Genomic DNA, 26,994 nt, shown 5'->3' with positions numbered 1-26,994 from the left:
CCCTTAATTGACGCGGCGGCTGGCGCCCACCCAGTACTGTTCCCGCACGACTTTGCGCGCCAGCTTTCCGCTTGCGTTCTTGGGCAGTTCGGCCACGAAATCGACCGTGCGCGGCGACTTGTAGTCGGCAATGCGCGCGCGGCAATGGCGGATCAACTCCGATGCGCTGGCTTGCCGGCCCGGCCACAGCGCCACCACGGCCTTGACGCTTTCGCCCCAGGTTTCGTCGGGCACACTGATCACGCAGGCTTCCATGACGTCCGGATGCTGGTACAGCGTCGCCTCCACCTCGGTCGGGTACACATTGAAGCCGCCGGAGATAATCATGTCCTTCTTGCGATCGACGAGGTACAGGTAGCCATCGGCATCCACACGCGCCAGGTCGCCGGTGTGCAGCCAGCCGTCGATCAGTACTTCGCTGGTGAGACCGGGCTCGCCCCAGTAGCCCTGGAACACATCCTCGCCACGAATCACGAGTTCGCCGATCTCGTCGTCGCTGACCTCCTCACCGCGTTCGTTGACGACCCGCACTTCGGTTTCCCCCATGGCGCGACCGCACGATGCCAGCCGCTCTGGATGCCGCGCGAGTGCCTCGGCATGATCCGCCGTGGATAGCCGGGTAACGCCGGACGTCGATTCGCTGGCGCCGTAGCCTTGCGACAGGATTGGACCGATGCGTTCCCACGCCTCGCGAATGCGTGCGGGCGCCATGGGCGCGGCGCCGTAGGCCAGCGTCTTCAGGCAACTCAGGTCTGCCGTGGCCAGTGTGGGCTCGGCCAGCAGCAGGTTGATCATCGCCGGCACCATGAACACGTGCGTCAGGTTCAGACGCGGCACCTCGGCTAGGAAGTGCGCGGGCTCGAACTTCTCGAACAGGACCAGCGTGGCGCCAAGGAACAGATACGGCTGCATCAACATGCCAGACGCATGGGTAATCGGCCCGATCAACGCCAGGCGATCGCCCGGGCGTGCAGGGCGATCCATGCCCAGGATCATCTTGCGCATCGACGCCAGCCGGTTGCCATAGCTCTGCATCGCTGCCTTGATCTTGCCGGTGGAGCCCGACGAGAAATGCAGCACGGCGATGTCGTCTGGCTGCGGCACATAGTCGATGGCGGTGGTGGCGCCGCCATCGATCAGTGCTTCATAGGCACCGTACTGGCCCTCCGCCCCGGCAATCGCAAAGAAATGCTCCACGCAGCCGAACCCGCGCGATTCCCGCTGGTATCGCGTGTAGCCGGGGCCGACGATCATCACGCGTGGCGTGCAGTTTTCCACGACATCCGACGCCTCTTCGGCAGTGAAGCGGGGATTCAGCGCGGCCTTGACCAGCCCGGCCTTGTACAGCGCGCATTCGATCTCCACGATCTCCGGACAGTTTCGCGCCTGGATCGCCACGCGGTCGCCACGGGTCAGGCCCAGTGCCAGCAGCGCGTTCGCCAGCCGCGTGGAACGCTCGTCGAGCTGGCGATAGGTCAGCACGCGATCCCGGTACAGCACGGCCGGACTATCGCCCCAGTAACGAGCGGCGCGCCTGAGGAAGTAGGCGAACGTCATGCATGTCTCCTTGCAACTTGTCTGGTGTTTGTGCGCCCAGTCTGTAAGATGACGGGCATCACTACAATGCATTGACTGGAATAAAGTCATAAACATCAGGAATGTACGATGGAGACTCGCGATCTGGAATACGTGCTGGCTGTAGAAGCCCACGGTGGCATCGGGCGTGCCGCCGAGGCGCTGGACATGACCCAGCCGGCACTTACCAAGGCCGTGCAGCGCGTGGAGGCGCAACTGGGCGTACCGCTATTCGAACGCACGACGCTGGGTATGCGCGTCACGCAGGCGGGAGCGGTCTTTCTGGAACGGGCACGCCGGATCCGGCTGGAATATGAAGACGCGATCAAGGAAATGCGCGGCATCCAGACCGGCGAACAAGGGATGCTGCGCCTCGGCTATTCCCCGTCGATGCCCAATGCGCTGGTGCTGGGCGCGTGCCGGCAACTGATTCGCGAGCGGCCAGTGGCACGGCTGCGCCTGACGATGCGTGTGGCGCGCGAGTTGATGGACCTGCTGCAGGCCGGCGAACTCGACCTGGCCATCGCCCCGTTGCCGCGTCAGGCAAACCCGGCCCTGGTATCGCGTGAGCTGTTCACCGATCGCCTGGCGGTGGTGGCCGACGAGAATCATCCGTTGCTACGACGACGCAACCTGACGCTGGCGGACCTGACCGACCAGCAGTGGCTGCTGCCTAGCGCGCACGTGCTGATCCGCCAGCAGATCGACGCCGCCTTTACGGAACTGGGCTTGCCCGCGCCGATCCTGCGCGTGGAGACCGACTTCGGCAGCACGGCCCTCTTCGATCTGGTGCGCGGCACCGAAATGCTCTGCATCGCGGGATCAACCAGCAATGGCGCCCAGGCGGGCCTGCGCCCCATCGCACTGCGGCCTGATGCCCTAGACCTGGGCCGACGGGTGGGCGTGATGTCGCGGGCGGGTGCCTATCTCTCGCCGCTGGCCCTGCGCATGATCGGCATTTTCGAGGCGCGGATGCAATGAGCGATCGCCACGCGAAAACCATGTCGAATAACTAAATCTCAAAAATCAGATTTTCGTAATTCCGGCATTTAATCCGTCGCCCACGATCGGATTGCACGGCAGAGATTCGGCTTGATTGCTGGATTTGACACCCCGCCCTCACCAGGATCAATAATCATAAATTAAAATAAAATATTAATATCAAGATATTAAAAGTTTCACACAAAAATATTCCTTTACGACACTAATCTGCATGAGGCGCTCCATCAACACGATCTTTGCCACGTGTCGCGGGACCCGCCTCTCCGGAGCCTTCAGACCCCGGCAATAGTCTCCCCGTCTCGCACGGGCTCGCTTTCGGACCATCAGCAAGTCGACTAACTGGAGAGAGCATGACGATCAGATCGATCCCAATTTCCTCCCGACATAGAAGGCCGAGACTGAAGGCAACGTCTGCGGCGGTGGCAGTGCTTTTGCTGATGCAATACGAGCCCGCCATCGCCCAGGTTTTTATTCAGGGTGTTGGCCAGGGAAATACCTTCGTTGATACGCCGAATCACGCTTACGGAACCTCTGCCAGTAGCGTGGCGATCATCCGCGCCACAGGACCTGGCGTGACCTATACCGGCAGTAGCATCTCCGGCACGATCCCCGCCGGGTCGAGCACTCCCACGGTACAGGCTACCGGCGGTGGCAGCGTCGCGTTCACAGGCACGTCCACTTTCGGCATCAACGGCAGCAGTGGGTACGTGTTCGATGCTTCCGGAAGCGGCTCCAGCATCTCGGCCGACACCGTCACCCTGACCGGCGGTCAGGGTGGAATTCATACGTCATCGGCCGGCTCGGTAACAGTTGGGGCGGCAAACATCAGTAGTACGGTCGCCACCGGCAACGCGGGTGCAATCTTCGTCGATGGCGGCACCGTCACGACGAATGGCAGCACGGTCATCAACGCGCTGCCGGGCGGCACTGCCAACACGTTCTACAACGGCGTTCGCGTGAACAGCGGCGGCACCTTCAACGCCAACAACGCGCTAACGATCAATGTGGATAGCGTGGCAGGCTCCGGGATTTACGCGGCCGCCGCAAACGCCATTGCAAACGTTAACAGCCAGGGGCAGCCGATACAGATTTCACTGATCAACGGCCAGAACTCAGGCATCAACAACGTCAATGAAGCGGCCGCCCTGCGGGCCGATTCCGGAGCCGTCACCATCACGGGCAACTCGCAGCTGGCAGCAAGCCAGGGGCGCGGATACGGGATGTGGACCGGCGTCGGCGGCGGCACCATTACCGCGAACGGGAACTCCGCCATTCATACATATGGAGACCAGGGATTCGGGATACGACTCGATGCGGGAACCGTACAACTCAACGGCGACCTGTCGATTGAAACCGGCGTGAATCCGGTTGCCGGCGCTTCGGGAGTCGGCTCTGCGGGGATTCGCGGGATTCTGGGGACGTTGAACGTCACGGGCGCCACTACGATCAACACGGTGGGCGGCATCACGCCGGTCGGAAGCAGTTTCCTCTCGTACACCTATGAATCCGCGTACGGCATCTGGAATACCAGCGCCAGCCGGATCGCCGGTGGTGGATCTGCAATGACCTTTGGCGGTCCGGTCACGATCACCACCAGCGGCCCTGCCGCCCATGGCATCTACAACGACAGCAATAGCGGGACCATGACGTTTCAAGGGCCGGTCAACGTCAACACGACTGGAGGCAGCGGAAGCGTGACGTGGTACAGGCCAGGGTCCGCCGCCGGTTCCAACGAAACCGTTGGCGCCTGGGGCGTCAACAGCGCGCTGAGCGGGACCACCACCTTCAAGGGGCTGCTGACTGTCAACACGACGCAGGCGACCTCGGGCGGTGTCCGCAGCATTGGTGGCCTGGTTGACATTCAGAACGGCGCAACCATCACTACCAGCGGCGCGAATGCGTACGGCGTCTATGCCTCTGGCAAGACCTCGCCCGCTACCTACAACGGCACTATCCAGCTCTCCGGTCCGACCTCGATCACGACTAATGGCAGCGGCGCCCACGCCGTGTTCGCCGATCAGGCCGGTACCGTTGTCCTCAACGGCGCCACGATCCGCCTGGCCGACCAGAGTGCCTTCGGTGTGTTGGGCAGCGCGAACTCCAGCATTTCAGGTACGGGCCTGTTCAATGTGATCGCCAATCTGCAATCGCAGAACAACGCACAGATCAACCTCACAATGACGCCCGGCTCCGTGTTCACCGGAGCCACCACGCGCAAGGACGGATCCACGTTCAACCTGACGCTCAAGGACAGCACCTGGAACCTCACCGACAACTCTAATCTGTCCACGCTGGTCAATGACCCGAGCCAGATCATCTTCGCTGCGCCGGTCAACAATACGTTCAAGACGTTGACGGTGCAGAACTACAGCGGTAACGGCACCATCGCGCTCAACACGGTACTGGCAAGCGACGGCGCGCCGTCGGACAAGCTCGTTGTCGATGGCGGCACGGCAACCGGCAGTTCGAAACTGCGCATCAACAATGCCGGAGGCGCCGGCGCGCTGACCGTGGCGAACGGCATTCAGGTAGTGAACGCGACCAATGGCGGCACCACCGCCGCCGGAGCGTTCGCGCTTGATGGCCGTGCCGTCGCGGGTGCCTACGAGTATCGCCTGTTCCGTGGCGCCAACGACGGCACGGATGCGAATTCGTGGTACCTGCGTTCCGATCAGACGCCCACGCCGCCCGCGCCACCGGAACCGCCCTCTCCCCCCGCGCCACCAACGCCGGATCCACTGTACCGCCCCGAAGTGGCCGCCTATCTGGCCAATCAGCGCCTGGCCGGCCAGATGTTCGTCCACAGCCTGCACGACCGCCTGGGCGAGCCGCAGTATGTCGAGGAACAAGGCTTCGACCGTGCCGACGACAAACCCCGCTCCGGCTGGTTGCGCATGGTCGGCAAATGGGAGGGCAGCCATAGCGCCGACGGCGTCTTCAAGACCAGCACCGATTCCTTCCTGCTGCACGGCGGCGCCGAACTGGCCAAGTGGAAGCTGTTCCGCGACGACGGCAACGATCGCGGGCACCTTGGCGTGATGGGTAGCTACGGCTTTGCCAGCACCGATGCGAACGCCCGGGGCAACCCGTTCAGCGCGAAGGGCAAGGTCGAGGGCTGGAGCGTTGGCGCTTACGGCACGTGGTACCAGAACGACGAGCAGAAGCTGGGCGCCTACGTCGACACCTGGTTCCAGTACGGCTGGTTCGCCAATCGCGTCGAAGGCCAACTGCTGCCGACCGTGCGCTACAACGCTACCGGCTGGGCCGTCTCGGGCGAGACCGGCTACGCCATCCCGACGCGCAGCAACTGGATCGTCGAGCCGCAGGGCCAGTTGATCTACGTGGGCTACAACGAAGACAACATCACCGAGCCCAACGGCACCCAGATCAACGGGGCGAACTCCCACGGCTGGATTTCGCGCCTGGGCGTGCGGTTTCACCGGACGTATGTGCGCGAGGAAGGCAAGACCACGTGGCAGCCTTACCTGACGCTGAACTGGTGGCACACCGGTGTATCCAGCAACATCTCGTTCAACGAACTCCCGCTGGGCAGCATGTATCCGAGCAACCGCTACGAGGTGAAGATTGGTGCCAATGCCCAGTTCAGCAAGCGCTGGACTGGATGGACCAATGTGTCGGGGGCGTGGGGCGCGCAGAGCTTCTACCAGTACGCGCTTCGTGTGGGCGTGAAGTACACCTGGTAGCGTTTCCACAGTTGGGGCCGTCCCCACGGCCCCGGCTAACGCATTACACTGCAGCCTATGAGCCGCAGCCACCCGCAACCTCATCTTCAGGATTCCCTCACCGCCTACTACTGGAGTGGCGACGCCATTCGCAGCCGGCGCGTGAGTGACGTCGTGCTCTCCGGCACCGTCGACATTCCAAAGCCCCCCGCCCGGCTGACCGCAGACTGGGCGCGCGAAATCTCACATCACATGAACCTGGAAGTGGGGGATGTCGAGGTCATGCCCCTGGCGCGAGCACGCGCGCGTTGGTCGGATTATTCGTGCTGCGTGCGCGCCGTCTCGGATTGGACAAGCACGCTCGGCCTGCCCGAAGTGCTGGCCGCGAGCGATGTCGCGCTTATGGTCTGTCGCGGGGCGCGGTATCACCATGACGGCGACCAGTATGGCGGCGCCGCATTCTGCAATCTCTTCCTGAGCGATGACAAGGGACAGGACGTCCACTTCCCCTTGCTGGATCTTCGTATTCCGCTGCAGCGGGGCACGGTGCTGATCTTCGATACCTGTCAGCCTCACGCAGTGATTCCGCGCGGCAGCAGCCGTTTCAATGCCGCCGACTTTCCGACGAATCAGGATTGCACCCAGCTATTCCTGACCTGGGAACTTCCCATCGAGAATGCCCACGTGGCACGGGCGCTCAAGATCGCGTTCGACAGCGACGTATCAATTGCACGCGATCTCGACGAAGAGCAGGTCCGACTACATTGCGAAAGGGTTGGCGTGTGTCAGGAAACCGGCGCGTGGCAACGCTTCGTGGCTGAGTAAATCAGGCTTGCATTCGCACGGCAATCCGCGGGCACGCCGCTGCGATGCGGTCTGCAATCCCCGCCGGGTGCGGCACCGGCATTCCGGCGCGATTGCAGACTTGCAACGACCAGCGCTGGACGCCCTTCTCCGCCAGCGTATGCAGCAGCGCCATCAATTCGGCCTCATCGAATAGCTCGGGGTCCCAGGTCGTGCGACATTCATAGGCGACACCGCTTGCCACCAGACGCTCCAGCGAGTCCATCACGCGTGTGGCGCTTCCGGGCGTGCCGGTCACGTGGTCGTAGCGGTGCGCGGGCGCCTTGATATCGAAGCCAACCCAGTCGACCCATGGCAGCGCAGCCTCCAGGCGGTCCGGATACATGCCGGCCGTGTGCAGGGCGACCTCGAAACCCAGTTGCCGCACATCGCGCATGGCGGCGGGTAGCGCGGCCTGCAGCGTGGGCTCTCCGCCGGAAAACACCACGCCATCCAGCAGGCCACGCCGCCGCGCCAGGAATACCAGCACGTCTTCCCAGGCCCGCGCTGACGGGCTGCCGACCGGAATCAGATGCGGGTTATGGCAGTAGTCGCAACGCCAGGGGCATCCCTGGCAGAACACCACCGCGGCCAGCCGCCCGGGAAAGTCGATGCTGGTCAGCGGTGTGAAACCGCCGACCTTGAGGTCTGCCAAGATGGGCTCAGGCCGCGCAGCGGCTCTCATCGAAGAACGTGCGCTCGGCATGCTCGCCCTTCTTGCCGGTATTGAAACTCGCCACCGGACGGTGGTAGCCCATCACGCGGGTCCAGACCTCGCAGGGCTGGCGCTCTTCGTCCTTGAGTGCCAGTGCGGGTTCAATCGAGAAATGGCGGGCGACAGCGAGATCAGTCATGGCGTTGCTCCTCATGTGCGAAACGTCGGGTTGAAAATCGGGAAACCTCACGCCGCCAGCGCGGCGCGTTTGCGCGCGAGAATGTCCTCGTCGCACTTCGGGCAGAAGCGGTGTTCGCCGGCCAGATAGCCGTGCTTGGGGCAGACGGAGAACGTCGGCGTGATCGTGATGTAAGGCAGCCGGAACGACTCCAGCGCGCGACGCACCATCCGCTTGCAGGCCTCGCCGCTGGACAGTCGCTCGCCCATGTAGAGATGCAGGACCGTGCCCCCGGTGTACTTCGATTGCAGGGCTTCCTGACGTGCCAGCGCCTCGAATGGATCGTCGGTAAAGCCGACGGGCAACTGCGACGAGTTCGTGTAGTAGGGCTGATCGGCCGTGCCGGCCTGCAGGATGTCGGGCCAGCGCTTGCGGTCTTCACGCGCGAAGCGATACGTGGTGCCTTCCGCGGGCGTGGCCTCCAGGTTGTACATGTGGCCCGTGGCTTCCTGGAATTCGACGATCCGCCCGCGCACATGGTCCAGCAGACGCATCGCCATCGCGTGCCCGGCTTCCGTAGTGATGTCGTACGCATCGGCCGAGAAATTGCGGATCATCTCGTTGATGCCGTTTACGCCAAGCGTCGAGAAATGATTGCGCAGTGTGCCCAGGTAGCGCTTCGTGTAGGGGAACAGCCCTTCGTCCATCAACTGCTGGATACGCTCGCGCTTGGCCTCCAGCGTGTCGCGGCCCATGTCCAGCAGTGAATCGAGCCTGTTCAGCAGTGCGGCTTCGTCGCCTTGATACAGATAACCAAGTCGCGCGCAGTTGATGGTGACCACACCCAGGGACCCGGTCTGCTCCGCACTGCCGAACAAGCCGTTGCCGCGCTTGAGCAATTCACGCAGATCCAGTTGCAGGCGGCAGCACATGGACCTGACCATATTGGGCGTCAGGTCCGAGTTCACGAAGTTCTGGAAGTACGGCAGGCCGTATTTCGCCGTCATCTCGAACAACCGCGCAGCGTTCTCGCTTTCCCACGGGAAATCCGGCGTGATGTTGTAGGTGGGGACCGGGAACGTGAAGACGCGCCCTTTGGCATCACCCTGCGTCATCACCTCGATGTACGCACGGTTGATCATGTCCATCTCCGCCTGCAGGTCGCCATAGCGGAACGGCATTTCCTCGCCGCCGATGACGGGCACCTGTTCCTTGAGATCGTCGGGACATGTCCAGTCGAACGTCAGGTTAGTGAATGGCGTCTGCGTGCCCCAGCGCGACGGCACGTTGAGGTTGTAGATCAGCTCCTGGATGTGCTGCCTGACCTCGGGGTACGTCATCGCGTCCTTGCGGATGAAGGGCGCCATATAGGTGTCGAACGACGAGAAGGCCTGCGCGCCGGCCCATTCGTTCTGCATCGTCCCCAGGAAATTCACGATCTGCCCGACCGCGCTCGACATATGCCGCGGCGGCGCGGCTTCCACCTTGCCAGGCACGCCGTTGAGGCCTTCATGGAGCAGAGTGCGCAACGACCAGCCGGCGCAGTAGCCGGACAGCATGTCGAGATCGTGAATATGAAAGTCACCTTCCCGGTGCGCGGCGCCAGCCTCGGGCGCGTAGACATGCGAAAGCCAGTAGTTGGCGGTGACCTTGCCGGCCACATTGAGGATCAGGCCGCCCAGCGAATAACCCTGGTTGGCATTGGCGTGAATCCGCCAGTCCTTGCGGTCCAGGTATTCATTGATGGACGACTCGACGTCGACAGTTGTCGCGCCCCGGATGTTCTGCTGCATCGCACCCCTCCCGTGCTTACGCACAAAATATGGGGTGAATTATCTATATCGACACCATAGGTGGTGTTGCGACAGATCAAACGGCGACACCGCTGGGGGGCGCGACACATCGGGCGGCGGGTCGGGCAGATCTCGCCAGCAAGGCGATCCAGACCTCGACCGCCCGGTGCCATCTGGCGCCGGATGCGCCCTTCCCCGGCCCCCGAGTGCCTAGTTCACCTGCCGGGTACGGCCCGTCCAGTACGGTTCCCGCAGCGCCCGGCGCAGCAGCTTGCCGGATGGATTGCGCGGCATGGCGTCGATGAAGTCGATGCTCTTGGGCACCTTGAAACCCGCGATGCGCTCGCGCGCCCAGCCCAGAATGCTGTCGGCGTCCGCGGCCACACCCGGGCGCAGCACCACCATCGCCTTGACCGCCTCGCCCCACCGCTCGTCCGGCACACCGATCACGGCCACGTCGGCAACGGCCGGGTGGCCGTAGATGGCACTCTCCACCTCGGCCGGGTAGATGTTCTCCCCGCCGCTGATGATCATGTCCTTGACCCGGTCGTGGATATAGAGGTAACCGTCCGCGTCCATGTAGCCGGCATCGCCACTGCGCAGCCAGCCGTCGGCGTCGATGGTGCGGGCGGTCTCTTCCTCCTGCTTCCAGTAGCCCGCCATGTTCTGCGGCGAGCGGATCACCACTTCGCCCACCTCGCCGGCAGCCAGCCTCTGGCCATCCGGCCCGACCACCGCCACCTCGCTACCGGGCATGGCCTTGCCGGCGGCGCGCATGCGCGGGACATCGGCGGGCGTATGGTCTTCCGGCGGCAGCGCCACGATCGTGCCCGTGGTCTCCGTCATGCCGTACTGCTGCACGAAGCCGCAGCCAAACACCGCCATGCCCTCGCGCAGCAGCGCCGCGGGAATCGGCGACGAGCCGTACAGCATGTGCTTGAGGCGTGAATAGTCCACCTGGCGCGCGCGCGGATCACGCAGCACGATCTGCATCGCAGCCGGCACCATGAACAGCTTGCTGATGCGGTCGTGCTCGATATAGTCGAGCACCTTGCCCGGATCGAATTCGCGCGCCACGACACCCTTGCAGCCGACCAGAACACCGCGCACGCCCCAGCCTGAACCGCCGATATGCGCCACCGGCATGGCCACCAGCGACACATCTTCGTCGTTCCATTGCGACCAGTCGGCGCCTTCGCGCAGCGAGATCTCGGTACCACTAGTCAGGTTGCGATGCATCAGCATCACGCCCTTGGGACGTCCGGTAGTGCCAGACGTGTAGAGCTGCAGCACCACGTCAGCAGGCTTCGCTTCGTGCGCCGGTGGCGTATCCGGGCACGCATCGCGCCAGTCCGTGTAGGCCGGCCAGTCTGGCTCCCCGCCCTCCATCGCCACGGCGCGGCGCACCAGTGGCAGCGCTGGCAGCAGGTTGCGAACCGATGCCGATGACTCGGGGCCGACAAAGACCAGCGTCGCGTCGCAGTGCGAGACGATGTACTGGATTTCAGGCCCTGCCAGCCGCCAGCTCACCGGCACAATGACGGCCCCCATCTTGGCCGCGCCAAAGAATAGTTCGAAATAGTGGTCGCTGTTCTTGCCGACATAGGCGATGCGGTCGCCAGCCTTCACGCCGTCGGCCAGCAGGGCCTGCGCCACACGATCCGTATGGCGATCGAAATCGGCAAACGTGGTCTCGCGGCCTTCGAAGGCGTACGCAATGGCCCCGGCCCGCTCCCGGGCGTAGTGGCGAATCGCGCTGGGCAGCGTCGCGAGGTATTCCGTCTCCATGAGCCTTGTCTCCTTTTCTGATTGATAGGATGGGTACTGGTGACAAATGGCGTCGAGGGACGCCAAAGCGGGCGCTCAGAGCCGCAATACCTGTCGCGCGATGATGTTGCGCTGGATCTCGCTCGAACCGCCGTAGATCGATGCCTTGCGATAGTTGAAGTAGCGCGGCGCGATCGGGGCGGCATCGTCGGGACCCAAACGCGGGTCGGCAGCGCGTCCCTGGATCTCGGCCCAGGTATCCCGCACGAATGGCAGCGCATAGGGCCCGAGCGCGTCGACCGCTAGCTCGGAGATGGCCTGTGCCGTCTCGGTTCCGACCAACTTGATCATGCTCGACGCCGCGCCGATCGACGTACCCGAGGCCACGCCGGAGAACAGCCGCAACTCCGCCGCCTCGGTCGCCGCCACGCGCACATACATGGCGCCCAGCCGTTGCCGGAAGACGGGATCGTCGATCAGCCGCCCGGTGCCATCCTCACCGGGCTGAGCGGCGGCCATGGCAGCCACCTTGTCCAGTTGCCGGTGCAGCATCGGCGCGAAGCTGCCGCCACGCTCGAACTCGAGCAGGTACTTGGCAATGGTCCAGCCCATGCCCTCCTCGCCAATGCGTTGGGCGGCCGGCACGCGCACATCGTCAAAGAAAACCTGATTGACCTCCTGCTGGCCTTCCATCGGGCCGTCGAGCGTAGGCAGCGCCGATACGGTGATACCCGGCGTGCGCATGTCGAGCAGCAGGAACGTAATGCCCTCCTGCGGCCTGCCCTCCCGCGAGGTCCGCACCAGACAGAACATCCAGTCGGCCCACTGCGCGTGCGTCGTCCAGATCTTCGAACCGTTGAGGATGTAGTGCTCGCCATTCGCATCGACGCCGCGCGTCGCGCGCATCTGCAACGATGCCAGATCGGAGCCTGAGTTCGGTTCGGAGTAGCCCTGGCACCACCAGTCGTCGGACGCCAGGATGCGCGGCAGGAAGCGGGCCTGTTGCTCGGGGCTGCCGTACTTCATGATGACGGGCGCCACCATCTTGAGCCCCATCGGCGACACTGCCGGGCAACCGGCGGCGGCCAGTTCGCTCTGGAAGAGGTGACGTTGCGTGGGTGTCCAACCAGGGCCGCCATGTGCTTGCGGCCAGTTCGGCGCGGCCCAGCCACGCGCGTGCAGCGCCTTTTGCCAGCGTACCTGTGCCGCCTTGTCGAGATGGCCGTTCTTCGATTGCGCCATCATGGCGCAAAGCTCGTCATCAAATGCTTCGGAGATCCAGGCGCGCACCTCGGCGCGAAACTGCAGGTCTTGCGGAGACTCGTCGATATCCATGGCGGTCCTTATGCGTTGGCCGGGTAGCGCAGGTCGACACAACGGCGCAGATGGTAGGCAACGTTGCCGAACTGCAGGCCGATGGCGGTGACACGCTTGAAGTAGTGGCCGACCGCCGTTTCCTCGGTCACGCCCATGCCGCCGTGGATCTGCACCGCGCCCTGCCCGATGCGGCGGCCTGCTTCGTCGACATGGGCCTTGGCGGTGCTGGCACCCAGCGCCCGTTCATGTGGCTCGCCAGCAAGACGCATGGCAGCCACCTGTGTGAGGGCGACGGCCTGCTCGTGCAACATGTACATGTCGGCCATGCGATGCTGCAGCGCCTGGAAGCTGCCGATGGCCTGCCCGAACTGCTGGCGCTGACGCGCGTACTCGACGGTGTCCTCCAGCATTCGCGCCGTGGCGCCGGTGGCTTCGGCACACAGCGCCACGGTGGCGGTGTCGCTCAATTGCTCCAGCAGCGGCAATGCGCCGCCAGGCATTCCCAGCACTTGCGCGGCGCTCACCGGCACGTCGGCCAGTATCAGGTCGGCAGTACGGCCGCCGTCAAAGGTGGGGGCTTCGATCAACGTCAGGCCCGGCGCCGTGCGTTCGACCCAGAACAGCGTCGGACCGGCATCCGTGTTCGCGCTGACAATGAAGTGCGTGGCCCAGGGCGCGCCGGTGACAAGCGCCTTGCGTCCATGCAACCGGTATCCACCGGCAGCCGCGTCCGCGCGTGTTCGCACTGTCATGCCGTAGCGCGATTCCGGTTCGGCGTGCGCCCAGCCGACCACCAGTTCGCCTGCCGCGATGGCAGGCAGCGCTTCGGCGGCCAGCGTCTCATTGGCATATTGCAGTGCATCAACCGCAAGGATGGCCGTGCCAAGGTAGGGCTCCAGCACAAGATGGCGGCCGAACTGTTCCATCACCACGATGTGGTCGACGATGCCGCCGCCCAGCCCACCGAAGCGCTCGGGAATCCCGATGCCAAGCAGGCCAAGGTCGCGCGCGAACGCGCGCCAGCAGTCGGGACGCCAGCCGGCGGCCGAATGCACGGCAGCCTGGCGCGCATCGAACGTGTAGTGATCGGACAGGTAGCGCGCGAGCGTGTCGCGCAGCATGACCTGTTCTTCGCTGAAGCGGAAATCCACGTGTTGACTCCTCGGTGGGGACGCGACACAGCCATTCTGTTCCGCGCCGGCCATGCCGGCGACGTTCGAACGAACTATTCGCGCCAGACTATGCGTACACCCGAGCGCCTAGACCTGACGTGCGAAATCGCTCACCTTCACGCCATCGCGCCCCAGAATCGCCATGCCGACAACGCGATTCCAGTACAACTCCGACCCGTGCGCCATGCGCCATTCGTGCAGGCATCGCGTGAGCAGTTGCAGGTCATACTCCTCCGTGATGCCGATGGCGCCGTGGAGGCCGTGGGCGGCCGCCGCGACAACCTGCACGGCCTCCGCGCAACGGGCCTTCGCCACGGCGGCAGCAAGCCCCCCCGGGCGCCGCTGCCCACCCGCGAAAGCCATTTGCGCGGCGACGGACATAGCGGCAATGTGCTCGACGATCACCGAAAGCTGATGCTGGATGACCTGGAATTTGCCGATCGACCGTCCGAACTGCGAACGGTCCTGGCAATACTGGAGGGTCAGATCTCCCGCGCGTCGGGCCGCCCCCGCCATCAGCACGGAAAGCACGGCGCCGTCCCAGGCGTCCAGTTCGTCCACCGTGACGCCCTCGACAGGCACGGCATCACTCCGCACCCACGTCAAATCCGCGCAGAGACTGCCGTGCACCCCGATCCAGTCCCGCTGCGCCGTGCTGCAATCCAGCAAGAGCACCGTATCGCCGCAGCCCACGAGTACATGGTCCGCGACCAGGCCACCGATCACGTTGGCGATGCGCAGGCTGCCGTCCGGTTCGCGCCGGCATCTTGGCGCGATCGTGATCATGCCCGCGGGTGCCCCGCCCCCGGATTTCGAGAGAATCGCCCGTGCCACAATGGTCTGGCCGATCGGCAGTGGCACCGCGTGCTTTCCGATCTCCAGAAGTATCGGAAACAGCTCGCCCAACGCCAGCCCGGCGCCTCCAGCTTCTTCGGGCGTCAGGAGTTCGAGAAATCCCGCCTCCTCGATGGCGCTCCATGCCTCCCTGACTTCAACGCCTTGTTCAAACTTCCGGAGCGCCTGCGGCGAGAAACGGTCTTTCAGGATATCTGCGATGGCTTCTACGAACATTCACTGTCCTCCCTCGTATTAGCGCAGCCCGAGGCTACGGGCGATCATGCCGCGGAGAATCTCTCGCGTGCCGCCACGCAACGAGAACGTCGGGGAAATCTGGCTCAGATAGGCCACCGTGCGCAGCAGCTCGCCATCGCCGGCCGACTCGGGGTCCGAGGCAATCGCCGCTTCCAGATAGGCCGGAATCGCCTGCTCCAGCTCGGTGCCCAGGTCCTTGACCAACGCGGCCTCGACCACCGGGCTCTCATGGCGTGCCAGCTTCGATGTCACGGCGATCGACATGTTGCGCAACGTCGCCACATGCGTGACGAAGCGGCCAAGCGCGGCCACCTGGTCTCGGGTCGCTTCCGTGCGGCGAAGTTGTTCGATCCAGGCATCCAGCAGGACGATGCTGGAATAGATGCGCTCCGGGCCGCTACGCTCGAAAGCCAGTTCCGCGTTCACCTGTTCCCAACCACTGCCTTCTTCGCCAATCAGGGCATCCGGCCGCAGCGCCACATTCTCGAATACCACCTCGGCGAAGTGCGCATCGCCCGTGAGGTCCCGGATGGGACGCACCGTCACGCCGGGCAGGGAAAGATCGATGATGAACTGGGACAACCCCTTCTGCTTGTCCTCGGGAACACCTGAAGTACGGACCAGCGCGATCATGTACTGACAATGCTGCGCGTTGGTCGTCCAGATCTTCTGGCCATTCAGGACCCAGCCATCCGAAGCCGGTGTCGCGCGCGTCCGGACACTCGCCAGATCGGAGCCGGAGTTCGGCTCGCTCATGCCGATGCAAAAGAATGCCTCGCCACGACAGATCTTCGGCAGGTAAGCCGCCTTCTGCGCCTCTGTCCCGTACCTTAGGATCAGCGGCCCGCTTTGCCGATCCGCGATCCAGTGCGCCGCGACGGGCGCTCCAGCACTCAGCAACTCCTCGACCAGCACGAATCGTCGGAACGGATCGAGGCCGGCCCCGCCATACTGCGCGGGCAAGGTAATGCCTACCCATCCGCGGCCGGCAAGCTTCCGGCTGAAATCAGCGTCAAAGCCCATCCACGACCTGGCCCGCTTGCTCGGTGGGGCCTTGGGTTGCATGTCCGCCAGAAAGGCCTTCACCTCGGCACGAAACGCCTCCGCCTCCGGGGGCAACTGCGCGAGATGAAAGGTATCGAGTAGATGATTCAACGAAAACTCCTGATCTGGCACTGCCGCAAGGCGTCAGTGCAAAAGCCGGCACGGTGCTGCCGCGTGCCCGCAACACGCCGGCAGCCGGTGCCTCACATCATGTTCACGGTGGCAGTCTTCACCACTGGTACTTCGCGGGTTCCTTGTCGATGAACCGCCGGACCGCCTCCTGGTGATAGGCGCTCTCGCGACACATGGCCTGCAGCATCGCTTCCTGTGCATGGACGGTATGACGGTCGGACTCGAACGCCCGGTTCATCACGGACTTCGCCGCGCCGATGGCGTCGGTCGGGGCGTGCGCGAAGCGATTCGCCAGCGCAATGGCATCGGCCACGACATCGTCCTCGGAGATCGAATGGAGCAACCCAAGGTCGAGCGCCTCATCGGCCTTCACGACGCGCGCGGAGAAGACCAGTTCCTTGGCGCGCGCGAGACCGATCCAGCGAGGCAGCAGATACAAGGCCCCGACGTCGGGCACAAATCCGATGCGGGAGAACACCGAACAGAATGTGGCCCGCTTCGATGCCAGGATGAAGTCCGCGCAAAGCGCCAGCGAGAGTCCCGCGCCGAACGCCACGCCGTCCACGGCCGCGATGACCGGCTTCTCCATGTCGATCAATTCGTCGGACCAGCGATGGATCTTGCGAATGCGCTCGCGTCCCTCGAAGATGTCGCGCTCGCCACCCTGCCCGGCCGCAATTGCCTTCACATCGCCCCCCGCGCAGAAGTGCCCGCCAGCGCCGGTCAGCACGATGGCCTTTACCGCCTTGTCATCGCGCAACGCCGGAATGACCTCGGCAAAGGCGTCCCGCATCGTCATGTCGAGCGCGTTGCGCTGCTCCGGACGATTCATCGTCACCACGGCGGTGGTTCCCACGTGCCTGACTTCCAGTACCGTCATTGCTTGTCTCCTGTGTTTTCAGTAGCGCATCTGCACCAGCCACGTCGCGGCCATGGCGGGACGCTCGCTGTTTTCCACCTGCATTTCCACTTGCCAAAAGCATCTGATCTCGCCCGGCCGGACATCCTCGACGCGCTGCAGGACGAACACACCGCGCACCCGGGCGCCCGCGGGTACGGCACCGGTGAAACGCACCTTGTCGAACCCGTAGTTCACGGACATCTTGCGGCCCGGAAACGAGAAGCACTGGGTGAACGCCGTCGTGACCATCGACAGTGTCAGGAGTCCATGAGCAATCGTGCAGCCAAACGGCGACTCGGCCGCGGCGCGTACCGGATCGACGTGGATCCATTGACGATCGCCGGTCAGCCCTGCGAACGTATCGATCGTCTCCTGGTCCAGCACGATGTAGTCGCTCACCGCGGCCGGCGCGTCGCGAAGCGCCTTGACGGCCTCGACAGAACTCAGCGCCTGCATGCTTCAGTCCGCCTTCACGTTGAGCGACTTCGCCACGGGAATCCAGCGCGCGCGCTCTTCGTTAATGAATTCCCCAAAGCTCGCGGGAGATCCCGGCATCGGCTGCGCGCCGATTGCGCGGAGCTTCTCGACCAGTTCGGGATTGCGAAGGGCGTCGTTGATCGCCTTGTTCATCGCCGCGATTGGCGCGGCGGGCGTGCCGACCGGCGCGACCACACCGAACCAGGCGCTTGCCTCGGTCCCCGAGTAGCCCAGTTCGTGCATGGTGGGCACGTCCGGCAACAGTGGAAAGCGGTTCGTATCGAGAATGGCCAGCGCGTGAATCCGGTTTGCCCTGGCCTGCTGCATGGAGGACGGCAATGCGTCGTAGATCAGATCAATGTTCCCACCAATCAGGCTGACGATGGCGGGCGCGCTACCTGCAAACGGCACATGGGTGACCTTCACGCCGAGCTTGCTTGACGCGTTCTCGCCGGCAAGGTGCGTGATGTTGCCGCTCGACGCCGAGCCCATGGTCAGCTTCCCGGGCTGGCTCTTTCCCAGTGCCACCAGATCCTTGACTGACTTCACCGGCAGTTCCGCCCGCACCGAGAGCATCAGCGGCGTCTTGCCCAGCCCCGCCACTGGCACAAAATCGCGCGCCGGGTCATAAGGCAGCTTTTCGTAGATCGCGCTGTTGATCACCAGGGGCGCATTCGAGCCGACCAGGAGCGTCTTGCCGTCTGGCGCGGATCTGGCCACGGTCTCCGCGGCGATGATGCCCGCTGCCCCTGGCTTGTTGTCGATGACGATCGTCGCCTTCAGGAACTTCGACGCATCGCTGGTCACCAGCCGGGTGATCTGATCCGCCGCGCCGCCCGGCGGATATGGCACGACCAAGCGGATGGGCTGATCTGCCGCGGACGCGGCATTTGACACGGCGAACACGGCAACAGCCAGAAAAAGCATCTTTGCGGAATGCAGCATCTCGTCTCCTTGAGTTTTCTTTTTGGGTACAACGATCAGATCACGCCCTGCTCCCTCAAGGCGTCGATGGTGGCTTCTGAAAAGGCAAGCATGTCCTGCAGAACCCTGTCGGTGTGTTCACCCAGGGTTGGCGCGGAGCGTTGGTAGCGAATCGGCGTATCGGAGAAGCGAATCGGATTCGCAAGCGATGGGGCTTTCGAACCGCTGTTGTGCTCCAGAACGAGCTGCATGTCCCGATGCCTGACCTGCGGGTCTTCAAACACCTGCTTCATGTTGTAGATCGGGCCGCAAGGCACGTTCGCCGCTTCCATCAGCGCCACCCATTCCGTCATGGTTCTGGCCAGCATCGCCTCGGCAACCTGGGGAATCAGCGTCTCCCGGTTCCGGTTGCGCTGTGCCGCCGTGGTGAACCGGGCATCCTCCGCCAGATCGGGACGCCCGATGACGCCGCAAAACGCCACGTACTGGGTGTCGTTGCCGACCGCCACGATGACGTCGCCCTCTTTGCAGCGGAATACCTGGTACGGCACCATGTTCGAGTGCGCATTGCCCATCCGCTGGGGGACCTTGCCGGACAGAAAGTAGTTGATGGCCTGGTACGAATTGATGGTGACCACGCAATCGAGCAAGGAGATATCGATGTATTGGCCCTCTCCGCTGACGTTCCGGTGCTCAAGCGCGGCAAGGATGGCCGATGTGGCGTACATGCCGGTGAGCAGATCTGTGATGGCGATGCCGGATTTCACCGGGCCGGCGCCGGGCTCGCCATCCGGCATCCCGGTGATGCTCATCAGACCGCCCATACCCTGGAAAACGAAGTCGTAGCCCGGCAATGCCGCGTAGGGCCCGGTCTGACCGAATCCCGTGATCGAGCAGTACACCAGACGCGGGTTGAGCTTGCGCAGGTCTTCGTAGGACAGGCCATAGCGGGCCAGCGTCCCCACCTTGTAGTTCTCCACCACGACATCGCATTCGCGAGCCAGCGCCCGGATGATGTCCTGGCCCTTCGGCGATGCGAGATCGATCGTGATCGATTTCTTGCCCCGGTTTGCGCTGAGGAAGTACGACGAATCATCGGTCTCGTTGCCTTGCGGGTCCTTCAGGAACGGCGGCCCCCAGCCGCGCGTGTCGTCCCCGGCACCAGGCCGTTCCACCTTGATGACTTCGGCTCCCATGTCCGCCAGATTCTGGGTAGCCCAGGGTCCGGCCAGCACACGGGACAGGTCCAGCACCTTGATGTGGCCAAGCGCCTTGCTCATATCGTTGTCTCCTGCTTTCGAGTTGTAGCGATGAGCGTAGCCACGTGCCAACGCCGCGTCCAATAGCGATTCGCGAGACTTCGATAAGCTGCGTTTATCACTGCCCGGCAGTACGCCGATATATTTTGGATATCGGAAATCGTCGTTTCTATATTGGACAGCGCCATAGCGCTGCGCATAGTCTCTGCTGACGCTTCGCGTACTAGACGAAGCCGGATAACACGGAGACAGGAATGAAACTCACATCAGCCACGCGCCGGTGGGCCATGCTGTGCGCGCTCGTGGTGACGATTGGCGGCGCACTGACGCCGATGGACGCCAGAAGCGAATACCCGGACAAGCCCATCAAGCTGGTAGTGTCCTTTCCGCCGGGGAGCGGCACGGACTCCAACGCCCGATATCTCGCACGCAAGATGGAGGAACGGCTGGGAAAGCCGGTCGTCGTCGAGAACCGCCCGGGTGGCAACAGCTTCATCGCCGCGCAAACCGTGACCCGCGCCGAACCCGACGGATATACGCTGCTGCTGGCCAGCAACTCGCCGGTGGCGACCAATGTCGCAATGTTCCGCAAGCTCCCCTATGACCCCGTCAGCGAACTCGCACCCATTGCCCGTCTGGGAGTGGGCGCCATGGCGCTGGTCGTGAGCGCGACTTCCCGCTACCAAACCGTCGACGCGCTGCTGAGCGCGGCACGCGAGCACCCCGGCACCCTCAACTATGGCGCGGGCAGCGCCTCGTACCAGATCGCGACCGAGCTCTTTCTGGCAATGGGTCACATCAAGGCCAACCATGTGCCATACAAGGGCGCGGCGCCGGCGCTGACCGATCTGGCTGCAGGGCAGGTGGATTTCGTGTTTGCCGACTATGGCGCGGTACTTCCGCTCCTGAACGGCGGCAAGCTCCGGCTGCTCGCGGTCACCAGCGACAAGCGGCTCGGCAGCCAGCCCAACACGCCCACGCTTCAGGAAAGCGGATTCCCCGGCTACTTCATGGTGAACTGGACCGCCGCGTTCGCACCGGCGAACACGCCAAAGCCGGTCATCGCCAAGCTGGAAAAGCTGATGGTGGACATCTACCAGACACCTGAAACCAGCGAATTCCTGTCGCGCACCAGTTGGGACGTCTTTGTCGGCGACGCGAAAGCGCTGAGGACCTTCCAGCTCGCGGAGATCAAGAAGTGGTCAGACGCCGCCGAGCGCGCAGGCGTGCCGAAACAGTAGACGCAACGATAGTCGAAACGATCCATCCAATCCCGGAGACCTACCATGTCGAACTTCCTGTCCTACGAACAAGACGGGCACGTCGTCACGTTGACGATGTCGGAACCCGAGCGCCGGAACCCACTGACGGGCAATACGGCCGTGCCCGAATTCCTGGCCGCGATCGAGCGTATCGAGTCCGATACGTCGGTCCGCGCCGTGATCATCACCGGAAGCGGTACCGCATTCTCGTCGGGCGGCAACATCCACGAAATGAAGCGGCAGGCATCCGGGACTGCCTCGGCAATGGACGTCAGACGGGACTATCGCCATGGCATTCAGCGGCTACCGCTTGCGCTGTTCAATCTGGAGGTCCCGGTCATCGCCGCCGTCAACGGTCCGGCACTGGGGGCAGGTCTCGATCTCACCTGCATGTGCGACATCCGCATCGCGTCGCGGGCCGCCCAGTTTGCGGAGAGCTTCGTCAAGCTGGGCATCATTCCCGGCGATGGCGGCGCCTGGCTGTTGCCGCGGATCATCGGGATGTCGCGCGCGGCGGAGCTTACGTTCACGGGCAAGGCCATCGACGCGCAAACGGCGCTCGAATGGAATCTCGTTTCACAGGTAGTCGAACCTGAGGCTCTGCTGCCCACGGCTCGGGAGATCGCGGCCGCCATCGCGGCAAACCCGCCGCATGCGGTCCGATTGGCCAAGCGCCTGCTGCGCGAAGGCATGCACACGTCGCTGGGCACGCTGCTGGAACTGTCCGCCGTCTATCAAGCGGTCTCGCATCAGGCCGCCGATCACAAGGAAGCCGTGGAAGCGTTCCTCGACAAGCGCAAACCCGTATTCAAGGGATAAAGAGGTGACGGCCGGCCGTTTTTCGTTCCGCCGTGGCGGCGGGAAACGGCTCGCCTGACAGCGATGGCGCCGCAGCGGGAATGCCCCGCGACATGCGTATGTGCCCGTATTGCGACGCACAGCATGTTTCAATAAGCTCCAAGTCTCAAGCGCCCTCCGGAGCCAGGACACGACATTGAAATGCGGCGCTCTGTCACCCTTCCAGGAATATGGATCTACGTCGCATCAGGCACTTTGTCGTACTTGCCGAGACCCTGAATTTCCGGCGCGCCGCCGAGCGGCTGCATATTGCCCAGCCGGCCCTGACCGTCTCCATACAGAAACTCGAAGCAGAGCTGGACACGACCTTGTTCCTGCGCGATGCCAGGGGCGTGGCGCTGACCGCCAGCGGGCGGGTCGCGTTGCTGGAGGCAAAGCGCATCCTGTTCCACGCTGGCCAGTTCAGCGAGCGGGTACACGCAGCCGCCAGCGGTCTGGGTGGCACATTGCGCGTGGGATTCGTCGGCTCCACGACGTATCAGGTACTACCGCGACTCGTCTCGCGCTTCCGCGAGGAATATCCGGGCATCGAACTCGTACTGAAGGAGGCAACGTCGACCAGCATTCTTCGGAGCCTGGAAGAGGAAGCCCTGGATGTCGGCCTCATCAGGACGCCATTGATGTCCAGGGGCACTGCCACGCTGATTTCCCTGCAGGAAGACCGGTTCGTTGCCGCGCTGCCACGGCGCAATCCGCTGGCGGCAAAGCAACCGCTTACGCTCGCCGACCTTGCCCAAGAGCGGTTCGTCATGTACGCCCAGACCGAAGCCTCGGGCCTGCACGCCGCTGCGATGGCGGCATGTCAGACCGCCGGGTTTCTTCCCCGGATCACGCAGGAAGCCACGCAGATCCAGACGGTACTGGCACTGGTGGAAAGCGGCCTTGGCGTCGCGTTGGTCCCGTCGATCATGCGTCGATTCGGCAGCGACAAGCTGGTCTATTCGACACTGGCCAACTATCCCAACACTACAAGCATCGGCATCGCGCTGGCCTGCTCCCCGCACGCCGATGGTCCGGCCATCAGGCATTTCCGCGAAGTGGCGATTGCGGAATTCGCCGGCGACGCGCCGGCCGCATAGGCTTCGGTCCGGATCGAAAGCGAACCCTGACCGAGTCCATAGCGACGACGCCTCGCCGGCAGCACCTCAGAGTTCGCGCGCGATCAGCTCCTTCATGATCTCGTTCGAGCCACCGTAGATCTTGCTGACCCGCGCGTTCACATACATCCGCGCAATCGGGTACTCCATCATGTATCCATAGCCGCCGTGCAACTGCAGGCATTCGTCGATGATCTCGCACGAACGCTGGGTGCACCACCACTTGGCCATCGCCGCCGTGCCCGGGTCCAGTTCGCCACGCAGGATCTTCTCCATGCAATCGTTGACGAAGCTGCGCGCGATGGTCGCGTTGGTCTTGCACTCCGCCAACCGGAATCGGGTGTTCTGCAATTCGATCAGTGACTCGCCGAAGACTTTGCGATTGCGCACGTACTCGATCGTCAGGCCCAGCGCGCGCTCCATCGATGCCAATGCGCCCAGCGCGATGATCATGCGCTCCTGCGGCAACTGCTGCATAAGCTGGTAGAAGCCCTTGCCCTCTTCGGTGCCGAGCAGGTTCGCGCAAGGCACGCGCATGTCGTCGAAGAACAACTCGGCGGTGTCCTGGCCCTTCTGCCCCATCTTCTCCAGGATGCGACCGCGGCGGAATCCCTGCTGGCCATCGGTCTCGACCACGACGATCGACACGCCGCGCGCGCCCGCCTCGGGATCGGTCTTGCAGATCACCAGGATCAGGTTGGCGTGATAGCCGTTCGTAATGAAGGTCTTCGAACCATTGATGACGTAGCTGTCGCCGTCCTTCAGCGCGCGCGTCTTGACGCTCTTGAGGTCCGAACCCGCGCCGGGCTCCGACATGGCGATGGCGGCAACCAGCTCGCCGGTCGCCATCTTCGGCAGCCACTTGCGTTTCTGATCCTCGGTGCCGTAGCGCAGGATGTAGTGGGCAACGATGCCGCTGTGCACGTTGGTGCCGAGGCTGCTTACGCCGGCCCGCGCCTGTTCCATCGTGATGATGGCCTCATGGGCGAACGTTCCGCCGCCGCCACCGTACTCTTCGGGAATGCTCGCGCAGAGCATCCCCATCTCGCCAGCCTTGTACCAGACTTCGCGGTCGATGTACTGCTGCTTCCACCAACGATCCTCGTTGGGTGCGAGTTCGCGCTCGACGAACTTGCGAATGCCATCCTGGAAGATCTCCAGGTCGCCGCTGATCCAGGGCAAAGGGTTGGTCATGATGCGATGTCTCCTGCTTAGATGGTGTTGGATGCGTTGGACGATGCCAGCGTCATCAGTCGAGCGTCAGGTTGGCGAGGCGGATGGTCTCTCCCCAACGCTTCTGATCCTTGCTGACCAGTTCGGCAAATTTCGGCTGCGGCTCTCCGCCAGGCATACCACCCATTTCGCGAAAGCGCCGCACGACTTCAGGATCCTCCATGACCTTCGCCAGGCTCGCCTGCATCTTCGCGACCACGTCCGGGGGCGTCTTTGCCGCGCCGAAGAACCCCAGCCAGCCCTGCACGACGAAATCCTTCACCCCGGCCTCGGCCATGGTCGGCACGTCTGGCATGCTGGCCTGACGTTCATCGCTCGTCACCGCCAGCGCGCGCAGCTTGCCGCTTCGAATCTGCGGCAGCGACTGGGTCAGGTTGTCGAACATGAAAGTGGTCTCGCCGGCGAGCACTGACGTGGTGGCGGGCGTCGATCCCTTGTAGGGCACATGGATGGCGTTGGTGCCCGTACGCTGCGTGAACATCAGCGACGTCAGATGCGTGGTCTGCCCAATGCCGGCCGACGCATACGTGAGCTTGCCCGGTTCCTTCTTCAGGAGCGCCAAGAGGTCTGCCACGCTCTTCACGGGCAACTGGGCATTGACGACCAGCACGTTCGGGAACGAGATCATGTCGGTGACCGGCACGAAGTCCTGCGGCTTGTAGCTCAGCTTTTTGTAGGCCGTGTAGTTGATCGCGTGCGAGCCGGTATTGCCGACGAGCCAGGTGTATCCATCGGCGGGCGCATTCAGGAAGGCCTGCGTGCCAATGATCCCGCCCGAGCCGGCGCGATTGTCGACCACCACGGGTTGGCCCAGCAATGCCGAGAGCTTCTGCGCGACGATGCGGGCCGGAATATCGGTCGTGCCACCCGGCGCGCCGGGAACGATGATCGTGATGGGCCGCGTTGGCCATGCCTGCGCGTTCGCCGGTTCCGCGGCGATCATGCCGATCGCGCCAAGCGCGAGGCTGGCGCCAAACGCCAGCGAACTGAAGGTCCTGCGTTGCATTTGTCGTCTCCTGATTGGTTGTGTCGGCTCAACCATTTTTTTCTTGTCACCGCCCGCGTATTCACGCGGGGGCGCATGTCTTTCTTGCTGCGACGGGTCTGTTATCGCGGGCGCTGCCACCGCGAAAGGCCGCCCCTGATCAGGCTCGGGGCGGCCAATCCAGACAGGGTGTTACTTGCCGGTCCAGACCGGCTTGCGCTTCTCCGCAAATGCCGCCGCGCCTTCACGCGCGTCGGCCGAGGTGAAAACCGACTCGATCAGCGGCCGTTGACGCTCGAACATTTCTTCGCGGGTCCAGTCGCCCGATTGCACCACCACCTGCTTGCTCGCGGCGATGGCCAGCGGCCCGTTGGCGCCGACCGCAGCGGCCAGTTGCAGCGCGGCATCCAGCGCGCCGCCTGCCTCGGTCAAGCGATTGACGAGACCCAGTTCGTAGGCACGCGTGGCCGGCAGCATGTCGCCGGTCAGGCTGTACTCCATGGCGACGTGGTACGGCACGCGGCGCGGCAAGCGCATCAGGCCGCCAGCGGCTGCAGCCAGGCCTCGCTTGACTTCTGGCAGGCCGAACTTTGCTTCGCGCGAGGCCACGACCAGATCGCAGGCGAGCACGAGTTCGAAGCCACCCGCCAGCGCGTAGCCCTCGACCGCGGCGATCAACACCTTGCGCGGCGGGCGCTCGGTCACACCACCGAAGCCACGCCCCGGAATGCTGGGCCGCTTGCCGGCGAGGAACCCCTTCAGGTCCATGCCGGAACAGAAAGTGTTGCCGGCACCGGTCAGCACGGCGATGCTCAGGTCGTCGCGCGCATCGAGTTCGTCCAGCGCTGCGGCAATGGCGGTGGCCGTTTCGAAGTCCATCGCATTGCGCGCTTCGGGGCGGTTGATGGTCAGCACCATCACGTTGCCGCGGATCTCCTTGGCTAGCGTATCGGTCATGATCGACTCCTTAGCGCGGGGCCATGCGGATGGCGCCATCCAGACGGATGGTCTCGCCATTGAGCATCGGATTCTCGAGGATGTGCAACGCGGTGGACGCGTACTCGTCCGGCGCGCCCAGGCGGGCCGGGTGCGGCACCATCGCGCCCAGCGAGGCCTTCACGTTATCGGGCAGACGCGCCAGCAGCGGCGTGTCGAACAGGCCCGGGGCGATCGTGCAGACGCGGATCATGCGCTGTGCCAGATCGCGTGCCGCGACGATGGTCATGCCGACGATGCCCGCCTTGGCCGATGCGTACGGAATCTGGCCGATCTGGCCTTCGTAGGCCGCCACCGACGCGGTCAGCACGCATGCGCCGCGCTCGCCGTCGATAGGCTCGTTGGTCGCCATGCGTGCCGCGCCCAGACGCAGCACGTTGAAGGTGCCAATCAGGTTGATCCGCACCACGCGCTCATAGGCTTCGAGCGAACCGGGCGAACCGTCCTTTTCCACCACGCGTACCGCGCCACCCAGCCCCGCGCAATGCACGAGCGCGCGCAGCGGCCCCATCGCGACTGCGGCGTCGAACACGCGCGTCATCTGGTCGGTATCGGTGACGTCGGCCTGGACGAACGTGGCATTGGGGCCCAGCGCATCGAGCGCGGCAGCGGCGCGTTCTTCCGAGATGTCGGCAATCACCACCTTGACACCCTTCTCCACAAGGCGCTTGGCGCTGGCAAGGCCGAGGCCGGAGGCACCGCCGGTCACGACGGCGGACATGGTCTGGTCGAGTTTCATGCTTGTTTTT

23 protein-coding genes are annotated in these 26,994 nt (G+C 63.9%); 6 read left to right on the top strand and 17 right to left on the bottom strand.

Annotation, left to right across the window (positions count from 1 at the left end; all coding sequences use genetic code 11):
- Positions 1-3 precede the first annotated feature (3 nt).
- Positions 4-1,557 carry an AMP-binding protein gene (locus K6G35_RS23570; RefSeq protein ID WP_495676410.1) on the bottom strand — a complete coding sequence of 518 codons (1,554 nt, stop codon included), beginning with the start codon at positions 1,555-1,557 and terminating at the stop codon, positions 4-6.
- Positions 1,558-1,665: 108 nt separating this feature from the next.
- Here K6G35_RS23570 and K6G35_RS23565 point away from each other — a divergent pair, with 108 nt between their 5' ends.
- From K6G35_RS23565 to K6G35_RS23555, 3 genes are all read left to right on the top strand, one after another.
- Entirely contained in the window at positions 1,666-2,556 is an 891-nt protein-coding gene (locus K6G35_RS23565) for a LysR family transcriptional regulator (RefSeq protein ID WP_008645272.1), read from the top strand.
- Between the two features lie 563 nt (positions 2,557-3,119).
- Positions 3,120-6,281 carry an autotransporter outer membrane beta-barrel domain-containing protein gene (locus tag K6G35_RS23560; protein WP_234707060.1) on the top strand — a complete coding sequence of 1,054 codons (3,162 nt, stop codon included), beginning with the start codon at positions 3,120-3,122 and terminating at the stop codon, positions 6,279-6,281.
- 57 nt (positions 6,282-6,338) lie between these two features.
- The gene (locus tag K6G35_RS23555; protein WP_495676409.1) at positions 6,339-7,085 is read left to right on the top strand and encodes a hypothetical protein; all 747 of its coding nucleotides are present in this window, start codon (positions 6,339-6,341) and stop codon (positions 7,083-7,085) included.
- Between the two features lies 1 nt (position 7,086).
- Here K6G35_RS23555 and K6G35_RS23550 read toward each other — a convergent pair whose 3' ends face one another.
- The 12 genes from K6G35_RS23550 to K6G35_RS23495 form a co-directional block, all read right to left on the bottom strand.
- Positions 7,087-7,758, bottom strand: a complete 672-nt coding sequence (locus K6G35_RS23550) for an anaerobic ribonucleoside-triphosphate reductase activating protein (protein WP_008645277.1) — start codon at positions 7,756-7,758, stop codon at positions 7,087-7,089.
- Between the two features lie 7 nt (positions 7,759-7,765).
- Entirely contained in the window at positions 7,766-7,957 is a 192-nt protein-coding gene (nrdD, locus tag K6G35_RS23545; protein ID WP_495676408.1) for an anaerobic ribonucleoside-triphosphate reductase, read from the bottom strand.
- A gap of 47 nt (positions 7,958-8,004) precedes the next feature.
- Positions 8,005-9,729 (bottom strand): ribonucleoside triphosphate reductase, encoded by a 1,725-nt coding sequence (locus K6G35_RS23540; protein ID WP_495676407.1) that lies wholly within the window; start codon positions 9,727-9,729, stop codon positions 8,005-8,007.
- 210 nt (positions 9,730-9,939) lie between these two features.
- Positions 9,940-11,517, bottom strand: coding sequence for a fatty acid--CoA ligase (locus K6G35_RS23535; protein WP_495676406.1), 1,578 nt, complete (start codon positions 11,515-11,517; stop codon positions 9,940-9,942).
- Between the two features lie 75 nt (positions 11,518-11,592).
- Entirely contained in the window at positions 11,593-12,831 is a 1,239-nt protein-coding gene (locus tag K6G35_RS23530; protein WP_495676405.1) for an acyl-CoA dehydrogenase family protein, read from the bottom strand.
- An 8-nt stretch (positions 12,832-12,839) separates the two neighbouring features.
- Positions 12,840-13,964 carry an acyl-CoA dehydrogenase family protein gene (locus tag K6G35_RS23525; protein WP_495676404.1) on the bottom strand — a complete coding sequence of 375 codons (1,125 nt, stop codon included), beginning with the start codon at positions 13,962-13,964 and terminating at the stop codon, positions 12,840-12,842.
- Positions 13,965-14,072: 108 nt separating this feature from the next.
- Positions 14,073-15,056, bottom strand: coding sequence for an acyl-CoA dehydrogenase family protein (locus K6G35_RS23520; RefSeq protein ID WP_495676403.1), 984 nt, complete (start codon positions 15,054-15,056; stop codon positions 14,073-14,075).
- 18 nt (positions 15,057-15,074) lie between these two features.
- Entirely contained in the window at positions 15,075-16,232 is a 1,158-nt protein-coding gene (locus tag K6G35_RS23515) for an acyl-CoA dehydrogenase family protein (RefSeq protein WP_008645285.1), read from the bottom strand.
- Positions 16,233-16,350: 118 nt separating this feature from the next.
- A complete protein-coding gene (locus K6G35_RS23510) occupies positions 16,351-17,133 on the bottom strand; it encodes an enoyl-CoA hydratase/isomerase family protein (RefSeq protein ID WP_008645286.1) in 783 nt (260 codons plus the stop codon).
- A gap of 18 nt (positions 17,134-17,151) precedes the next feature.
- Complete coding sequence (locus K6G35_RS23505; protein WP_008645287.1) at positions 17,152-17,610, bottom strand: MaoC family dehydratase; 459 nt, start codon at positions 17,608-17,610, stop codon at positions 17,152-17,154.
- Positions 17,611-17,613: 3 nt separating this feature from the next.
- Complete coding sequence (locus tag K6G35_RS23500; RefSeq protein WP_495676402.1) at positions 17,614-18,576, bottom strand: Bug family tripartite tricarboxylate transporter substrate binding protein; 963 nt, start codon at positions 18,574-18,576, stop codon at positions 17,614-17,616.
- 35 nt (positions 18,577-18,611) lie between these two features.
- On the bottom strand, positions 18,612-19,835 hold the full coding sequence (locus tag K6G35_RS23495) for a CaiB/BaiF CoA transferase family protein (RefSeq protein WP_495676401.1): 1,224 nt from the start codon (positions 19,833-19,835) through the stop codon (positions 18,612-18,614).
- Between the two features lie 233 nt (positions 19,836-20,068).
- Between K6G35_RS23495 and K6G35_RS23490 the strand changes: the two genes are divergently transcribed.
- From K6G35_RS23490 to K6G35_RS23480, 3 genes are all read left to right on the top strand, one after another.
- Positions 20,069-21,055 (top strand): Bug family tripartite tricarboxylate transporter substrate binding protein, encoded by a 987-nt coding sequence (locus K6G35_RS23490; RefSeq protein WP_495676400.1) that lies wholly within the window; start codon positions 20,069-20,071, stop codon positions 21,053-21,055.
- 45 nt (positions 21,056-21,100) lie between these two features.
- Positions 21,101-21,895, top strand: a complete 795-nt coding sequence (locus K6G35_RS23485) for a crotonase/enoyl-CoA hydratase family protein (protein ID WP_008645293.1) — start codon at positions 21,101-21,103, stop codon at positions 21,893-21,895.
- A gap of 209 nt (positions 21,896-22,104) precedes the next feature.
- A complete protein-coding gene (locus K6G35_RS23480) occupies positions 22,105-23,013 on the top strand; it encodes a LysR family transcriptional regulator (RefSeq protein ID WP_495676399.1) in 909 nt (302 codons plus the stop codon).
- 66 nt (positions 23,014-23,079) lie between these two features.
- Here the strand turns inward: K6G35_RS23480 and K6G35_RS23475 are convergent, their stop codons facing one another.
- The 4 genes from K6G35_RS23475 to K6G35_RS23460 all read right to left on the bottom strand — a co-directional run bounded on the left by K6G35_RS23475 (position 23,080) and on the right by K6G35_RS23460 (position 26,984).
- Positions 23,080-24,225: an acyl-CoA dehydrogenase family protein gene (locus K6G35_RS23475; RefSeq protein WP_008645297.1), complete on the bottom strand. Its 1,146-nt coding sequence runs from the start codon at positions 24,223-24,225 to the stop codon at positions 23,080-23,082.
- A 55-nt stretch (positions 24,226-24,280) separates the two neighbouring features.
- Positions 24,281-25,270 (bottom strand): Bug family tripartite tricarboxylate transporter substrate binding protein, encoded by a 990-nt coding sequence (locus tag K6G35_RS23470; RefSeq protein ID WP_286881881.1) that lies wholly within the window; start codon positions 25,268-25,270, stop codon positions 24,281-24,283.
- 171 nt (positions 25,271-25,441) lie between these two features.
- Entirely contained in the window at positions 25,442-26,206 is a 765-nt protein-coding gene (locus K6G35_RS23465; RefSeq protein WP_035883991.1) for a crotonase/enoyl-CoA hydratase family protein, read from the bottom strand.
- A 10-nt stretch (positions 26,207-26,216) separates the two neighbouring features.
- Entirely contained in the window at positions 26,217-26,984 is a 768-nt protein-coding gene (locus K6G35_RS23460) for an SDR family NAD(P)-dependent oxidoreductase (RefSeq protein ID WP_008645304.1), read from the bottom strand.
- Positions 26,985-26,994 lie beyond the last annotated feature (10 nt).

It is taken from the genome of Cupriavidus sp. HY129 (assembly GCF_059492215.1).
The sequence above is the reverse complement of the archived record's forward strand: the minus strand, read 5'-3'. Positions and strand labels throughout refer to the sequence as shown.

What these genes read in the sequence shown, in the direction of transcription:
- K6G35_RS23570 (WP_495676410.1), bottom strand. Translation starts at nt 1,557, where the DNA reads ATGACGTTCGCCTACTTCCTCAGGCGCGCCGCTCGTTACTGGGGCGAT.
- K6G35_RS23565 (WP_008645272.1), top strand. Translation starts at nt 1,666, where the DNA reads ATGGAGACTCGCGATCTGGAATACGTGCTGGCTGTAGAAGCCCACGGT.
- K6G35_RS23555 (WP_495676409.1), top strand. Translation starts at nt 6,339, where the DNA reads ATGAGCCGCAGCCACCCGCAACCTCATCTTCAGGATTCCCTCACCGCC.
- nrdD (WP_495676408.1), bottom strand. Translation starts at nt 7,957, where the DNA reads ATGACTGATCTCGCTGTCGCCCGCCATTTCTCGATTGAACCCGCACTG.
- K6G35_RS23540 (WP_495676407.1), bottom strand. Translation starts at nt 9,729, where the DNA reads ATGCAGCAGAACATCCGGGGCGCGACAACTGTCGACGTCGAGTCGTCC.
- K6G35_RS23535 (WP_495676406.1), bottom strand. Translation starts at nt 11,517, where the DNA reads ATGGAGACGGAATACCTCGCGACGCTGCCCAGCGCGATTCGCCACTAC.
- K6G35_RS23530 (WP_495676405.1), bottom strand. Translation starts at nt 12,831, where the DNA reads ATGGATATCGACGAGTCTCCGCAAGACCTGCAGTTTCGCGCCGAGGTG.
- K6G35_RS23520 (WP_495676403.1), bottom strand. Translation starts at nt 15,056, where the DNA reads ATGTTCGTAGAAGCCATCGCAGATATCCTGAAAGACCGTTTCTCGCCG.
- K6G35_RS23510 (WP_008645286.1), bottom strand. Translation starts at nt 17,133, where the DNA reads ATGACGGTACTGGAAGTCAGGCACGTGGGAACCACCGCCGTGGTGACG.
- K6G35_RS23505 (WP_008645287.1), bottom strand. Translation starts at nt 17,610, where the DNA reads ATGCAGGCGCTGAGTTCTGTCGAGGCCGTCAAGGCGCTTCGCGACGCG.
- K6G35_RS23500 (WP_495676402.1), bottom strand. Translation starts at nt 18,576, where the DNA reads ATGCTGCATTCCGCAAAGATGCTTTTTCTGGCTGTTGCCGTGTTCGCC.
- K6G35_RS23495 (WP_495676401.1), bottom strand. Translation starts at nt 19,835, where the DNA reads ATGAGCAAGGCGCTTGGCCACATCAAGGTGCTGGACCTGTCCCGTGTG.
- K6G35_RS23490 (WP_495676400.1), top strand. Translation starts at nt 20,069, where the DNA reads ATGAAACTCACATCAGCCACGCGCCGGTGGGCCATGCTGTGCGCGCTC.
- K6G35_RS23485 (WP_008645293.1), top strand. Translation starts at nt 21,101, where the DNA reads ATGTCGAACTTCCTGTCCTACGAACAAGACGGGCACGTCGTCACGTTG.
- K6G35_RS23480 (WP_495676399.1), top strand. Translation starts at nt 22,105, where the DNA reads ATGGATCTACGTCGCATCAGGCACTTTGTCGTACTTGCCGAGACCCTG.
- K6G35_RS23475 (WP_008645297.1), bottom strand. Translation starts at nt 24,225, where the DNA reads ATGACCAACCCTTTGCCCTGGATCAGCGGCGACCTGGAGATCTTCCAG.
- K6G35_RS23470 (WP_286881881.1), bottom strand. Translation starts at nt 25,270, where the DNA reads ATGCAACGCAGGACCTTCAGTTCGCTGGCGTTTGGCGCCAGCCTCGCG.
- K6G35_RS23465 (WP_035883991.1), bottom strand. Translation starts at nt 26,206, where the DNA reads ATGACCGATACGCTAGCCAAGGAGATCCGCGGCAACGTGATGGTGCTG.
- K6G35_RS23460 (WP_008645304.1), bottom strand. Translation starts at nt 26,984, where the DNA reads ATGAAACTCGACCAGACCATGTCCGCCGTCGTGACCGGCGGTGCCTCC.